The organism is Arthrobacter sp. MDT1-49-2 (assembly GCF_059090185.1).
Window position 1 is genome coordinate 269523 of record NZ_JBNHFK010000001.1, and the last position, 14436, is coordinate 283958.

10 protein-coding genes are annotated in these 14436 nt (G+C 66.7%); 3 read left to right on the top strand and 7 right to left on the bottom strand.

The window, feature by feature from the left end:
- Positions 1–35: 35 nt before the first annotated feature.
- The 6 genes from AC5RTS_RS01265 to AC5RTS_RS01290 all read right to left on the bottom strand — a co-directional run bounded on the left by AC5RTS_RS01265 (position 36) and on the right by AC5RTS_RS01290 (position 8807).
- Complete coding sequence (locus AC5RTS_RS01265; protein ID WP_493990254.1) at positions 36–704, bottom strand: lysophospholipid acyltransferase family protein; 669 nt, start codon at positions 702–704, stop codon at positions 36–38.
- Positions 691–1389 carry an HAD hydrolase-like protein gene (locus AC5RTS_RS01270; protein ID WP_493990255.1) on the bottom strand — a complete coding sequence of 233 codons (699 nt, stop codon included), beginning with the start codon at positions 1387–1389 and terminating at the stop codon, positions 691–693. The genes AC5RTS_RS01265 and AC5RTS_RS01270 overlap by 14 nt, the downstream gene beginning before the upstream one ends.
- A 302-nt stretch (positions 1390–1691) precedes the next feature.
- Positions 1692–4595: an excinuclease ABC subunit UvrA gene (gene uvrA / locus AC5RTS_RS01275; RefSeq protein WP_493990256.1), complete on the bottom strand. Its 2904-nt coding sequence runs from the start codon at positions 4593–4595 to the stop codon at positions 1692–1694.
- Positions 4596–4674: 79 nt separating this feature from the next.
- Entirely contained in the window at positions 4675–5091 is a 417-nt protein-coding gene (locus AC5RTS_RS01280) for a GntR family transcriptional regulator (protein WP_493990257.1), read from the bottom strand.
- Between the two features lie 9 nt (positions 5092–5100).
- The gene (locus AC5RTS_RS01285; protein WP_493990491.1) at positions 5101–7056 is read right to left on the bottom strand and encodes an ABC transporter ATP-binding protein; all 1956 of its coding nucleotides are present in this window, start codon (positions 7054–7056) and stop codon (positions 5101–5103) included.
- A 17-nt stretch (positions 7057–7073) separates the two neighbouring features.
- Entirely contained in the window at positions 7074–8807 is a 1734-nt protein-coding gene (locus tag AC5RTS_RS01290; protein WP_493990258.1) for an ABC transporter ATP-binding protein, read from the bottom strand.
- A gap of 82 nt (positions 8808–8889) precedes the next feature.
- Here AC5RTS_RS01290 and AC5RTS_RS01295 point away from each other — a divergent pair, with 82 nt between their 5' ends.
- Positions 8890–9528 carry an MBL fold metallo-hydrolase gene (locus tag AC5RTS_RS01295; RefSeq protein WP_493990259.1) on the top strand — a complete coding sequence of 213 codons (639 nt, stop codon included), beginning with the start codon at positions 8890–8892 and terminating at the stop codon, positions 9526–9528.
- Positions 9529–9620: 92 nt separating this feature from the next.
- Positions 9621–11039, top strand: a complete 1419-nt coding sequence (locus tag AC5RTS_RS01300) for an APC family permease (protein ID WP_493990260.1) — start codon at positions 9621–9623, stop codon at positions 11037–11039.
- 1 nt (position 11040) lies between these two features.
- Here the strand turns inward: AC5RTS_RS01300 and AC5RTS_RS01305 are convergent, their stop codons facing one another.
- On the bottom strand, positions 11041–11820 hold the full coding sequence (locus AC5RTS_RS01305; protein WP_493990261.1) for a trans-aconitate 2-methyltransferase: 780 nt from the start codon (positions 11818–11820) through the stop codon (positions 11041–11043).
- 69 nt (positions 11821–11889) lie between these two features.
- Between AC5RTS_RS01305 and AC5RTS_RS01310 the strand changes: the two genes are divergently transcribed.
- Positions 11890–14430: a DEAD/DEAH box helicase gene (locus tag AC5RTS_RS01310; RefSeq protein WP_493990262.1), complete on the top strand. Its 2541-nt coding sequence runs from the start codon at positions 11890–11892 to the stop codon at positions 14428–14430.
- Positions 14431–14436: the final 6 nt, after the last annotated feature.

Below are 14436 nucleotides of genomic sequence, written 5' to 3' on the forward strand. Positions count from 1 at the left end.
CGCGGGTTAGCAAAAGGCGCTGAACCCGTAGGGCCCTACCCCTCGGGGCGGTTGCGGTTGTAGCTGTCCGCGCGCTCCTGGCCGGTGAGTTCGGCGATGGCGTCCATGACCCGGTCCGTAGCCTGCCGGCGCGCCGGAAGGGCATGCTCCGGGCCGGTTTTCTGGAAGTACAGGGGCGCGCCGACCTTCAGGGTGAAGTGGCCGGGCTTCACGGTCTTTTTCCCTGCCGGCTGAAGGTTCTCCGTGCCGATCAGACCCACCGGGACCACAGGCGCTCCGGAGGTCAGCGCCAGCCAGCCGACACCGGTCCGCCCGCGGTAGAGCAGCCCGTCCCGTGAACGCGTGCCTTCGGGGTAGATGCCCACCCCGCCGCCGTCCTCGAGAATGTCCAGCAGCGTGCGGAGCGCTGCCACGCTGGCGGCCTGCTGGTCGCGCTGCACCGGGATGGAGCCGACGCCTTCAAAGAAGCTCTTCATCGCGTACCCCTTGAGGCCGGTTCCGGTGAAGTACTCCGCCTTCGCAAAGAACCCGACCCGCCGCGGCAGCAGCGCCTGGACCAGGACACTGTCCAGGAACGAAAGGTGGTTGCAGGCCACAATGAAGGGCCCGCTGGACGGGACGTTTTCCAGTCCCGTGATGGTGGGGCGGCACAGCCCGCCCACAAGGCCGCGGATGCTGGTCCGCGTGAGGTTATAGAGCGCCATGGAGCGCCGGTCCGTTCTGGGCGGAACGCAGCACCGCGTCCACCAGTTGCGCGGCGGTGTCCACCACGACGGCGGCACCGGCCTCGTCCAGTTCCCCGGGAGCCGCGAAGCCCCAGGAGACGCCGATGCACTCCAGCCCGTTCGCGTGCGCGCCTTCGACGTCGTGGCGCCTGTCGCCGATCATCACGGCGCCGTCATAGGTCCCGGCGTGCCGCTCCAGGGCTGCGCGGATGATGCTCCGCTTGCCGTTCAGTGCGGCAGCAGCCTGTTCATCTGCGGGTGAGCCGTGGACGGAGGCGAAGAGTGCGCCCATCTCCTGTACGTCAAGGAGTTCCACGGCCAGCGCTTCCGGCTTCTGGGTGGCCACGGCAACGGTGTGCAGGGCGCCCAGCCGCCCGACGGCGTCGCGGATCCCCGGGTACGGGCGGCTCTGCGCCATTCCGGCGGTGCGGTAACCGGCGCGGTAATGCCGGATAACCTCTTCGACCCGGTCTTCGGGTACCCCGGCGATGTCCCGCAGCGAGGTCACCAGGGCGGGTCCGACCATCCGCTGCAGGTCCGCGTCCGCCGGAACCGGAAGGCCGCAGGCGGACAGGGCGGCACGGATACCGCCGGTGATGGCACCGTTGGGATCAACCAACGTTCCATCGAGATCGAAAAGCACCAGGAGCCGGGGAGAAGTCACGGCCCAAGTTTGGCATACCGGGACGGGCTAAGGGAAAAAGGTATACCAGTAATGGAATATGTCGCCCGCGGTTATATTCCGCGCCGGTCTTGTGGCGGAGCGCCCCTAGGGTCACAACCTGGCCGGGGCTGCCCACCATCGAGTCTGCAAAAGTTACGGATATACCGCCCGAAAACGGTAAATTCTGCAGACTGGATTCCCCGAACCCGTAATCCCAGCCCGGACGCAGGAATGCCCCCGGACAGTCCGCTGAATCGGACCGCCCGGGGGCATTGCGGCATCGCCGCTGTGCCGCAGGCAGGCTACGGGATGAGGATCTCCGCAAGGAACGTTGCCGTGTGGCTTCCCTCGACCTTGGCGACCTTCTCGGGGGTGCCCGAAGCCACCACCTTGCCGCCGCCGTTACCGCCGTCGGGGCCAAGATCGATGATCCAGTCGGCACTCTTGATCACGTCGAGGTTGTGTTCGATGGTGATCACGGTGTTGCCCTTGTCCACCAGCCCCTGCAGCACCTCCAGCAGCTTGCGGACGTCCTCGAAGTGCAGGCCGGTGGTCGGCTCATCCAGAACGTAGATGCTGCGCCCGTTGGAGCGCTTCTGCAGCTCGCTGGCCAGTTTTACGCGCTGCGCCTCGCCGCCGGAGAGCGTGGTGGCCGGCTGGCCGAGCCGGACGTAGCCCAGGCCCACGTCCACCAGGGTGTTCAGGTGCCGGGAGATGGGACCGAAAGCGGCAAAGAACTCCGCCGCCTCCTCGATGGGCATGTCCAGCACCTCGGCAATGTTCTTGCCCTTGTAGTGCACCTCCATGGTTTCCCGGTTGAACCGGGCGCCGTGGCACACCTCGCAGGGCACGTACACGTCGGGCAGGAAGTTCATCTCGATCTTCAGCGTGCCGTCACCGTGGCAGGCTTCGCAGCGCCCGCCCTTGACGTTGAAGGAGAACCGGCCCGGAAGGTAGCCGCGCACCTTCGCCTCGTTGGTCTCGGCAAAGAGCTTGCGGATGTGGTCCCAGACGCCGGTATAGGTCGCCGGGTTGGAGCGCGGGGTCCGGCCGATGGGGCTCTGGTCCACGTGGATGACCTTGTCCAGCTGCTCCAGGCCCTCCACCCGGGTGTGCCGGCCGGCCACGTGCTTGGCGCCGTTGAGCTTGTTGGCCATGGTCTTGTACAGGATGTCGTTGATCAGCGTGGACTTGCCCGAGCCGCTGACGCCGGTCACCGCCGTGAACACGCCCAGGGGCACGTCCACGTTGAGGTTCTGCAGGTTGTTCTCCCGCGCCCCGACGATCTTGAGCTGGCGGGACTTGTCCACCTTCCGCCGCTTGGCCGGGATCTCGATCTTTTTGCGGCCGGAAAGGTAGGCGCCGGTGATGGAGCGTTCGTTGGTGAGCAGTTCCGCCAACGGGCCGGAGTGCACAATCTCGCCGCCGCGCTCACCGGCACCGGGCCCGACGTCGACAATCCAGTCCGCTTCATGGATGGTGTCTTCGTCGTGCTCCACGACGATCAGCGTGTTGCCGAGGCTGCGCAGCCGGGTCAGGGTTTCGATCAGCCGCCGGTTGTCCTTCTGGTGCAGGCCGATGGACGGCTCATCGAGCACGTACAGCACACCCACCAGGCCGGAACCGATCTGGGTGGCCAGGCGGATGCGCTGGGCCTCGCCGCCGGACAGCGTGGCTGCCGGCCGGTTCAGGCTCAGGTACTCCAGTCCGACGTCGAGAAGGAAGGTCAGGCGGGCCTGGATCTCCTTGAGGACGTTGCTGGCAATCTGCGCTTCCCGGCCGGTGAGGGTGAGCGTGCCGAGGAAGTCCGCTGCCTCGCGCAGCGGCAGGGCACTGATCTCGGCAATGTTGCGGCCGTTGATCAGCACGGACAGGGACGCGGGGTTCAGGCGCGCTCCCCCGCACTCAGGGCAGGCGATCTCACGCATGTACTCTTCGTACCGGTCGCGTGCGTGATCGGATTCGGTTTCCTGGTGCTTGCGGTGGATGTACTGGATGACACCCTCGAAGCCGGTGCTGTACTTGCGTTCCCGACCGAAGCGGTTGCGGTACTGGACCACGACTTTATGGTCCTTGCCGTGCAGGACCGCCTCGCGGGCCTTTGCCGGGAGTTTCTTCCAGGGCGTGTCCATGGAAAAGCCCATGTCCTTGGCCAGGCCGTCGAGCAGCCGGTTCCAGTATTCGGTGGTGGCGGTGCCGAGTGACCAGGGGGCGATCGCACCCTCCGCCAGGGACTTGGACGGGTCCGGAATGATCAGGTCCTCATCCACCTCCAGCCGGGACCCGATGCCGGTGCAGACCGGGCAGGCACCGAAGGGGTTGTTGAAGGAGAAGGAGCGCGGTTCGATTTCATCAATTGCCAGCGGGTGCTCGTTCGGGCAGGCCAGGTTCTCGGAGAATGCCCGGGTGCGGTCCTCACTGTCCTCGGGCAGGTCCACGAAGTCGACCACAATCCGGCCCTCCGCCAGGCCCAGGCCGGTCTCCACCGAGTCGGTCAGCCGCTGCCGGATGCCGTCCTTGGCGACAAGGCGGTCCACCACCACTTCAATGGTGTGCTTGATCTGCTTGCCCAGCTTGGGCGGATCGGACAGCTGGATCTGCTTGCCGTCCACCCGTGCCCTCGAGTAGCCCTTGGCGGCGAGTTCCTTGAACAGGTCCACAAATTCGCCCTTGCGGCCGCGGACCACGGGGGCGAGCACCTGGTAGCGGGTGCCTTCTTCCAGCTCCAGGAGCTGGTCCACAATGGCCTGCGGGGTCTGCCGGCTGACCGGCTCACCGCAGACGGGGCAGAACGGGCGCCCCACCCTGGCCCACAGCAGACGCATGTAGTCATGGATCTCGGTGATGGTGCCGACGGTGGAACGCGGGTTCTTCGAGGTGGACTTCTGGTCAATAGAGACCGCGGGCGAAAGGCCTTCGATGAAGTCGACGTCGGGCTTGTCCACCTGCCCCAGGAACATGCGCGCGTAGGCGGAGAGCGACTCGACGTAGCGGCGCTGTCCTTCCGCGAAGATGGTGTCGAAGGCCAGCGATGATTTTCCGGAGCCGGACAGGCCGGTGAACACGATCATGGCGTCCCGGGGCAGGTCCAGGTCAACGTTCCGGAGGTTGTGCTCGCGCGCCCCCTTCACTACCAGTCGGGACAAATCATTGGCAGTATGCGGCGCAAACGTGGTGTCCGCCGTCGTGAGAGTCGATTTAGGCACGTTTTCCACTGTAGTTCAAACAGCGATTCGAAAACGTATTCGAGCAGCGGTGTTTCGCCGCGGGCGAAGCGTGGCGCCCCTAGTGCAGTGCGGCGCGGACATAGGCGACGGCGTCGTCCGCGGAAATACCGTTGGCCCGGGCGGTGTCGGCAAAGACACGGGCGGCCTCGGCGACCCGGTGGCGGCCGGCGTCGCCCGCTGCGGCCACCACGGTTCCCGCCCGGGAGCGGGTGGTGACCACCTGGGCCTGTTCCAGCTCCCGGTAGGCCCGCGCCACCGTGTTGACCGCCAGTCCCAGGTGGCCGGCCAGCGCGCGGACCGGCGGCAGCCGGGTCCCCACGGCGAGCCTCCCCTCGTTGGCGGCATCCAGGATCTGGAGACGCAACTGCTCATAGGGGGGTACCGAACTGGCGGCGTCGATCCGGACCCACGGCAGGACACCGGGATCGGTGACGGTGGAAGGCGAGTCAGGTCCGGTGCCGGGCGCGGAAGTCATGATGCCATGCTAGTGCCCGTCCGGGGCGGATGGCGCAGCGGCAGGCTCAGCGCCACCTAGTGTTTCGACTGCCGGTCCGGCGAACTGGGAGCGGTACAGCTCGGCGTAGAAACCTTCTGCCGCGAGCAGCGCGTCATGCACGCCCTGCTCCACGATTTCTCCGTTGCGCACCACCAGGATGACGTCCGCGTCGCGGATGGTGGAGAGCCGGTGCGCGATCACGAAGCTGGTGCGGTCCTGCCGGAGCGCATTCATCGCCATCCGGATGGCTACCTCGGTGCGGGTGTCGACGGAGCTGGTCGCCTCGTCCAGCACCAGGATGGCCGGATCGGAGAGCCAGGCACGGGCGATCGTCAGCAGCTGGCGCTGGCCCTGGCTCAGGGAGCCGCCGTCGTAGCCGAGGACGGTGTCGTAGCCCTCAGGCAGTGAGCGAACGAAGTGGTCCACGTGCGTAGCCAGCGCTGCGGCTTGGATCTGCTCGTCCGTCGCCCCCGGGGCGCCGTAGGCAAGGTTCTCGCGGACGGTGCCCTCGAAGAGCCAGGCGTCCTGCAGCACCATGCCGATCCGGCTGCGGAGCTCTTCGCGGCTCAGCCGGGCAATGTCGACGCCGTCAATGGTGATGCGTCCGGCATCCACGTCGTAAAAGCGCATCAGCAGGTTCACCAGGGTGGTTTTGCCCGCACCGGTGGGACCGACAATCGCCACCGTCTGCCCCGGCTCGGCCACGAAGGAGAGGTCCCGGATCAGCGGCGCCTCGGGGCTGTAGCTGAAGGACACGTCCTCGAAGGCCACCCGCCCGCGCACCGTGCCCAGATGCTCCGGTTCCGCCGGATCCGGTTCCTGCTCGCGCGCATCCAGCAGGGCAAACACGCGTTCGGCTGAGGCGACGCCGGACTGGAGCATGTTGATCAGCCCGCCCAGCTGTCCCAGCGGCTGGCTGAACTGCCGGCTGTACTGCACGAAGGCCTGCACCCCGCCGATGGACAGCTGGCCGCCGGCCACCTGCAGCCCGCCCACCACGGCCACTGCCACGTAGTTCAGGTTCGAAATGAACATCATGGCCGGCATGATGATGCCGGAGACAAACTGGGCCCGGAACGCTGACCGGAACAGGCGGTCATTGGCGGGGGCGAATCCCTCGATCACGCGCTCCTGCTGCCCGAAGGCCTTCACCACGTCCTGGCCGGTGAACATTTCCTCGATGTAGCCGTTCACTTCACCGGTGGATTTCCACTGCGTTTTGAACTCCGCCTGCGAGCGCCGGGCAATGAGTACCGTCACTAGGGCCGACACCGGAACGGTGACCACGGCGATCAGCGCCAGCAGCGGTGAAATGGAGAGCATCATCGCCAGCACGCCGATGATGGTCAGGACGGAGGTGACAATCTGGGTGAGGCTCTGCGAGAGGGTCTGGGCCAGGTTGTCAATGTCATTAGTGACCCGGCTCAGGACGTCTCCGCGTGACTGCTGCTGGAAGTGGGACATCGGCAGGCGGAACAGCTTGCCGTCCACATCCCGCCGGAGCCGGTACATGGCGTTCTGGACAATACGGGCGGTCAGCCGCGCCTGGAACCAGCCGAAGGCGAAGGCCGCCAGGTAGATCGCCAGCACGCCCAGCAGGATGCCGCCCAGCCGGCCGAAGTCCAGCCCCTGCCCGGGCACCACGTCCATGGCGGCGAGCATGTCGGCCAGTTCCCGCTCCCCCGAGGCGCGCAGGGCCTCCACCTGGGCGTCCTTGGACAGTCCCGCCGGCAGGCTGTTGCCGATGAACCCGTCGAAGATGACGTTGGTGGCCTCCCCCAGGATCCGCGGGGCGCTGACCGCGAGCGCCACCGAGACGACGGCGGCGAGCATCACGGCGGCCACACGGAGCCGGTCCGGTGCCATCAGCACCAGAATGCGCCGCACGCTGGCGGCGAAGTTCTCCGGTTTTGCCGTGGCGGCGGCTCCCGGGCGGCCGCGCATTCCCGGCCCGTGCCCGCTCACGCGACCTCCTCGGCGGTGAGCTGGGAGGCGACGATCTCCCGGTACGTCGGTGACGACTCCATCAGCTCGGCGTGGGTTCCCTGCCCTACTACCCGGCCCTCCTCCAGTACCACTATCCGGGCAGCATCGGTGATGGTGTTTACCCGTTGCGCGACGACGACGACGGTGGCGTTCCGGGTCTGCGGTTTCAGGGCGCTGCGCAGCCGGGCGTCGGTGGCAAAGTCCAGGGCGGAGAAGCTGTCATCGAAGAGGTAGATCGACGGCCGCACCACCAGGGCCCGGGCAATGGCCAGGCGCTGTCGCTGTCCCCCGGAGAAATTGGCGCCGCCCTGTTCCACCGGATGCTCCAGTCCGCCGTCCCCGGCACGGACGAAGTCGGCTGCCTGGGCGGTTTCCAGTGCGTCCCACAGCTGGGCATCCGTGGCGTCCGGACGCCCGAAGCGCAGGTTCGAGGCAATGGTGCCGCTGAAGAGGTAGGCCCGCTGCGGCACCAGGCCTATCCCGTGCCGCAGCGAGGCGAGGGTTACCCCGGCAATATCCTGCCCGTCCACGCTCACGGTGCCGGAGGTGGCGTCCAACAGGCGCGGGACAAGATTCAGCAGGGTGGTTTTCCCGGCCCCGGTGGAGCCGATGATGGCGGTGGTCTCCCCCGGCAGTGCCTCGAAGCTGATGTTGTGCAGCACCGGGTCCTCCGCCCCGGGATAGCTGTAGCCGACGTCGGTAAAGGTGAGCCGTCCGCCGTCGTACTTCAGCTCCGCTGCCTGCGGGGCATCGGTAACGCTGGTGCGGGTGTCCAGTACCTCGTAAATACGCTCAGCACAGACGGCGGCGCGGGGCAGCATCATGATCAGGAACATGGACATCATCACGGCCATGAGGATCTGGACGATGTAGGCGATAAAGGCTGTCAGGGCTCCGATCTGCATCTGCCCTGCTTCAATCCGGAACGCACCGAACCAGATCACGGCAACCGTGGCCAGGTTGGCCACCAGCATGGCCGCGGGAAACAGGAGTGCGAGCAGCTGGCTGATCCGCAGCTGGGTGCCGGTCAGGTCGGTGTTGGCCGCATCGAACCGGGTTTCCTCCGAGCGCTCGCGGATAAAGGCCCGGATGACGGCAATGCCCATGATCTGTTCCCGCAGGACCGAGTTCACCCGGTCGATCTGCCGCTGCGCCCGCCGGAAGAGCGGGATCAGGCGCCGCAGCACCAGGCCGATCACGATGAACAGCACCGGAAGGATCAACAGCAGGATGCCGGAGAGCGGTATGTCCTGGTTCAGGGCCAGCAGCACCCCGCCAATGCCCATGATGGGCGCGGAGACCATCATGGTGAACGTCATCAGCAGCGTCATCTGCACCTGCTGCACGTCATTGGTGGTCCGGGTAATCAGTGACGGCGGCCCGAACAGGCCTACTTCCCGGGAGGAGAACGTCTCCACGTTGGTGAACAGCTGGGAGCGGATAGTGCGTCCGGCGCTCATCGCCACCCGCGCCGAAAGGAACGTGGCAGCTATGGAACAGAGAATCTGGCCCGCCGTGACGGCGAGCATCCACCCGCCCACCTCCATGATGACGCCGGTATCCCCGGTCACGACGCCGCGGTCGATGATGTCGGCGTTCAGGGTCGGCAGGTACAGCGTTGCCACAGTCTGCAGCAGCTGCAGCGCCACGACGGCGGCTACCGTGCCTTTGTAGGGAGCGAGGTACTGCCGGACCAGCCTCAGGAGCATCCTTGCAACCTACGCCCGTCTGCGGGTGCAGACAATAGCCCCGCGGAAGCGCACCCGGGAACGGCCTCGCTAGACTGGCCCGATGGAAGATCTGCAGAACATCACCATCCGGAGCGCGTCCGTGAGCAGCATGGACAACAACGTCTATCTGCTGACCGAAAAGGACACCGGCGCCCAGGTCCTGATTGACGCCGCTGATGATTTCGCCGCCATTCAGCGTCTGCTGGCCGAAGGTGCCGCCGACGCCGCGGTGCCGGCAAAGCTGGAGCTGGTCATCACCACGCACAGCCACTGGGACCACGTCCGTGCGCTCGCCGAGACAGCTGCCGCCACGGGGGCGCGCACCGCCGCCGGCACGGAGGATATCGGGGACATCGAGGTACCCACCGTTCTTGCCCTCGAGCACGGCGACAGGATTCCGTTTGGCGGCGCCGAACTCGAAGCCATCAAGCTGCGCGGACACACGCCGGGATCCGTGGCACTGCTCTACCGCGCCCCGGGCGAACCCGCCCACCTCTTCACCGGTGACTCCCTGTTCCCGGGCGGCCTGGGCAACACGCAGAAGGACCCGCAGCGCTTCGCATCCCTGCACCGCGACGTATTCGAACGTGTGTTCGAATATCTGCCGGATGACACCGTGGTGCACCCCGGCCACGGCGCCGGCACGACCCTGGGGGCTGAGCGGCCGCACCTGGCCGAATGGAAGGAACGCGGCTGGTAGCGGAACACAACGCACGCGTGCCGTTGACCCTGCTTCATCCCCGGCCGTAGGCTCCACAAGGGGCCTGCCGGACCGATTGAGGGGGCGCAGCCGTGGCCGAACCAGCACCGCCAAAGTCCGATCCGCCGAGGGCCCCGGGACAGATCGGACTCGTAGCCTGCGTGGCGTTCGGTGTCGGCACCACGGTGGGCGGAGGGGTGTTCACCCTTTCCGGTACCGCGGTCAACCTGGCAGGTCCTGCCGCGGCCGTCAGCTACATCCTCGCGGGCCTCGTGATGTTCCTCTGCGCCCTGTCCTTCATTGTGGTTTCTACCCGGGCCGGCGACGGCGAATCCGGCTACGCCCCCGTGGGCACCATTCTGGGGCCCTTCTGGCGGTTCATCGTGATGTGGGCCTTCTATCTCAACGGCGCCACGATCATTGCCTACCTGGTGGTCTCGTTCGGCGATTACTTCAGCGAATACTTCCTCCCGGCTGCCGGCACCCTCGCGGTGGCGCTCGCCACCACCGTACTGGTCACCGCGCTGAACCTCGGCCCGACGGCGGTGGTCGCCCGGGCGGAGACCTGGATTGTCGGCATCAAACTGGCCCTGCTGGTGCTGTTCGCCGTCTGGGGACTCACGGAACTGCGGCCCCGGGACCTCGACCGGCCGCTACCGTCCGGCACCGGCGGTGTCTTCTCCGCGGCGGCACTGCTATTCACGGCCTATACCGGCTTTAACGTCATCACCAACATGGCCGGGTCGGTAAAGAATCCGCGCAAAACAGTCCCGCGCGCCATTCTGCTGACCATCCTGATCTCGGGCCTGGTCTACCTCGGCACCGTACTGGCCATGACGGCCAGCGGCATCACCACGTTTACCGCCACCGGCGTATCCCAGGCCGCCGAGGCGGTCATGGGGACCTGGGGCGGAGTGCTGGTGGCCTTTGCGGCGTGCCTGTCCACGTTCTCGGGAGCCAACGCCAATGTCCTGGGGGCCTCGGAGATCATGCTGCGCATGGTGGCCCGCGGGGATGTCCCTCCGGCGCTGGGCCGGCATACCCGCAACGGCCACCCCTACGTGAGCGTGCTGCTGCTGGGAGTCATCACCGTACTGCTGGTACTGCTGCGGGACACCACGTTTGTTGTCTCCATCGCCAACGTGGCAGCGATTATCGCCATGATGGTCGTCAGCGTGGCGGCGGCCGTCTTGGGGTTCCGCAAATGGCCGGGCGAAGGAGCACGGTTGCCGCTGGGGCCTGTGATTCCCCTCCTGGCCCTGCTGGCGGCCGGCAGCCAGCTGCCGTCCCTGAACCCGGGAGCCCTCGTCGCCGGCTTCTTCCTGACCGGGTTCGGCGCCGCCCTCTACTTCGCCCGGCTGTACGAACGCGGTGGCGCAGGCACCCGGGCGCATGCGAGCGCCCAGATCGATACGCTCAACACCCCGCTGATGAAGGCCGCACGCACCGGCACCGTACCGGATAGCGCGGATCCTTCCGGGCCGGACCGGCGCTTGCCGCCGGAAGCCTGACCTACGCCGGTTTCTGCGCCACCATGAAAATACGGCGGAACGGGAAAACCGTTCCCCAGGCCTGACGTGGGTAGGCACGGCGCAGCAGGACGGCGTATTCGGCCTCAAACCGGGACATCTCCGCTGCCGGCAGGGCAGCGATCACCGGGCGTAACGCCGTGCCGCGGACCCATTCCAGTACCGGGTCCTCCCCGGGCAGGACCTGCTGGTAGCTGGTCTCCCAGACATCGGCGTCCAGCCCGGCGTCGGTGAGCAGGGCCAGATAGTCTTCCGGTTCGGCCACGGCGTCCGCGTGTCGCAGCACTCCCGCCAGTTGCGGTGCCCACCGGGCGCTCGCCGCCAGCTCGCGCATCAGCACATGCGAGGGGGCGGTGAAGTTGCCGGGTACCTGCACGGCGAGCCACGCGGCGCCGTCGAGCTGTTTCGCCCACTTCCGCAACAGGTCCTGATGGCCCGGAACCCACTGCAGGGCGGCGTTGGAGACCACGACGTCGGTGCCTGCGCCAGGTTCCCAGTCTTCGATGCGGGACCGGACAAACTCCACATTCGGAGGTGCTCCCTCCAGTGCCCCGGCCTGCTCAATCATGTCCGCCGAGGAATCCACTCCGGTGACCTGCGCACCGGGCCAGCGGGCGGCGAGCGCTGCGGTCAGTGCCCCGGTGCCGCAGCCCAGGTCCACCACCCGCCGGGGTGAGGACGCCGCTATCCGGGCGGTGAGGTCGAAGAAGGGCCGGTCGCGGTGCGAGGAGAACTGCGTGTACTTTTCCGGATCCCATTTCATGCCGCCGAGCCTACCGCCGGAAAGGGACGGAAAACGCGACCGGCGCGGCCCCGTTAGTCTGGTATGGACATGAAACTTCTTGAGCAGCTGCCCTCCGGTCCCTCCGCCACCGCCACCATTGACCCCGACGAGACCTACACGTCCTTCCTGGAATGGGTCGAGAGCCGGGGCATGTCGCTGTACCCGGCGCAGGACGAGGCCGTGATGGAACTGGTGACGGGCAACAACGTCATCCTCGCCACGCCCACCGGCTCCGGCAAGTCCATGGTGGCCATCGCCGCGCACTTCCACGCCATGGCCCATGACGAGCGCAGCTACTACACCGCGCCCATCAAGGCCCTGGTCTCGGAAAAGTTCTTCGCCCTGTGCGAGATCTTCGGGGCGGAGAACGTGGGCATGGTGACCGGAGACTCCTCGGTGAACAAGGACGCCCCGATCATCTGCTGCACCGCGGAGATCCTGGCCAACATCGCGCTGCGGGAGGGGCCGGACGCGGACCTGGGCACGGTCATCATGGACGAGTTCCACTTCTACTCCGATCCGCAGCGGGGCTGGGCCTGGCAGGTGCCGCTGCTGGAGCTGCCGCAGGCACAGTTCCTGCTGATGTCCGCCACCCTGGGCGACATGACCCGCATCGCCAACGAACTCAGCGAGCTCACCAACCGGGACACCGTCACGGTCTCCTCCGTGCAGCGTCCCATCCCGCTGCACTACTACTACGTGGAAACACCCATCCAGGAATCCCTGGAGGAACTGCTGGCCACCAAGCAGGTTCCCGTCTACGTGGTGCACTTCTCCCAGATCGAAGCCATTGACCGGGCCCAGGCGCTGATGAGCATCAACGTGTGCACCCGCGAGGAAAAAGACCGCATCGCCGAGCTGATCGCCGGGTTCCGGTTTGCGCCCGGTTTCGGCAAGACCCTCAACCGGTTGGTGCGCCACGGCATCGGCGTGCACCACGCCGGCATGCTGCCCAAATACCGGCGCCTGGTGGAACAGCTGGCCCAGGCCGGGCTGCTGAAGGTCATCTGCGGCACCGACACCCTGGGTGTGGGTATCAACGTGCCCATCCGTACCGTGCTGATCACCGCGCTGTCCAAGTACGACGGCACCCGCACCCGGCCGCTGAAGGTCCGCGAGTTCCACCAGATTGCCGGACGCGCAGGGCGGGCGGGCTACGACACGGCCGGAACCGTCGTTGTGCAGGCACCCGAACACGTGATCGAAAACGCCAAGGCCATGGCCAAGGCACAGGCGAAGTTCGGTGACGACCAGAAGAAGCTGCGCCAGGTGGTGAAGAAAAAGCCGCAGGCCGGTTTTGTGTCCTGGGGCAAACCCAGCTTCGAAAAGCTCGTGGACGGCACCCCGGAGCCGCTGACCTCCAGCTTCAACATCACCCACTCCATGCTGCTGAACCTGCTGGAACGCCCGGGGGATCCGTTCACCGCCGCGAAGAAGCTGCTGAGCAGCAACCATGAGAGCCGCTCCTCCCAGCTGGCGCTGATGAAGAAGGCCCTGAGCATTTACCGCGAGCTGAAGACCGCGGGCATTGTCGAGGTGCTGCCCGAGCCGGACGCCGACGGCCGCACCGTCCGGCTGAAGGTGCACCTGCAGCCCAACTTCGCCCTGAACCAGCCGCTGTCCCCGTTTGCGATGGCGTCACTGGAAATCCTGGACCCGGAGAGCCCGTCCTATGCCCTGGACGTGGTGTCGGTGATTGAGGCGATCATGGAAAAGCCGCGGCAGGTGCTCTCCGCCCAGGAGAAAAAGGCCCGCGGCGAGGCGATCGCGGCCATGAAGTCCCAGGGCATCGAGTACGACGAGCGGATGGCGCTGCTCGAAGAGGTCACCTATCCGCAGCCGCTGGCCGAACTGCTGGAGCAGTCCTTCGAGGTCTACCGCTCCGGCGCGCCGTGGCTGGGCGAATTCGAACTCAGCCCCAAGTCCATTGTCCGGGACATGTACGAACGGGCCATGAGCTTCGGCGAGTACGTGGCCTTCTACTCGCTGGCACGGTCCGAGGGTGTGCTGCTGCGCTACCTCTCCGACACCTACAAGGCCCTGCTGCACACGGTTCCCCCGGAACGGCTGCGTGAGGACCTGGAGGACATCATCGAGTGGCTCGGCGAGCTGGTCCGCCAGACCGACTCCTCGCTGCTGGACGAATGGGAGGAGCTCACCTCCGGCGTCAATCCGGACGCCAGCAGCGAGCCCGTGCTGCCGCCGGTGCCGGACCGGCTGACCGCCAACGTCCGGGCCTTCCGCGTGATGGTCCGCAACGAAATGTTCGCCCGCGTGAAGCTCTTCGCGGATGAGGATGACCGCGCCCTGGGCGAGCTCGACGGCGAGGCCGGCTGGGACGCGGACCGCTGGGCCGATGTGCTGGACGCGTACTTCGAGGAGCACGACGACATTGACGACGGCCCCGACGGCCGCGGCCCGAACCTGCTGATCATCAAGGAGGTTCCCGGCAAGTGGGAAGTCCGGCAGATCTTCAAGGATCCCGCCGGGCACCTGGACTGGGGTATCACCGCCGAGGTGGATCTGGCCGCGTCGGATGAGGCCGGTGCCCCCGTCATCAAGGTCATTCACGCCGGACGGCTGGATTAGGCTGGA

Bases quoted from the DNA above. Each gene is read 5' to 3' on its own strand.
- AC5RTS_RS01265 (WP_493990254.1), bottom strand. From the start codon at position 704: ATGGCGCTCTATAACCTCACGCGGACCAGCATCCGCGGCCTTGTGGGC.
- AC5RTS_RS01310 (WP_493990262.1), top strand. From the start codon at position 11,890: ATGAAACTTCTTGAGCAGCTGCCCTCCGGTCCCTCCGCCACCGCCACC.
- AC5RTS_RS01295 (WP_493990259.1), top strand. From the start codon at position 8,890: ATGGAAGATCTGCAGAACATCACCATCCGGAGCGCGTCCGTGAGCAGC.
- AC5RTS_RS01280 (WP_493990257.1), bottom strand. From the start codon at position 5,091: ATGACTTCCGCGCCCGGCACCGGACCTGACTCGCCTTCCACCGTCACC.
- AC5RTS_RS01290 (WP_493990258.1), bottom strand. From the start codon at position 8,807: ATGCTCCTGAGGCTGGTCCGGCAGTACCTCGCTCCCTACAAAGGCACG.
- AC5RTS_RS01285 (WP_493990491.1), bottom strand. From the start codon at position 7,056: ATGCGCGGCCGCCCGGGAGCCGCCGCCACGGCAAAACCGGAGAACTTC.
- AC5RTS_RS01305 (WP_493990261.1), bottom strand. From the start codon at position 11,820: ATGAAATGGGATCCGGAAAAGTACACGCAGTTCTCCTCGCACCGCGAC.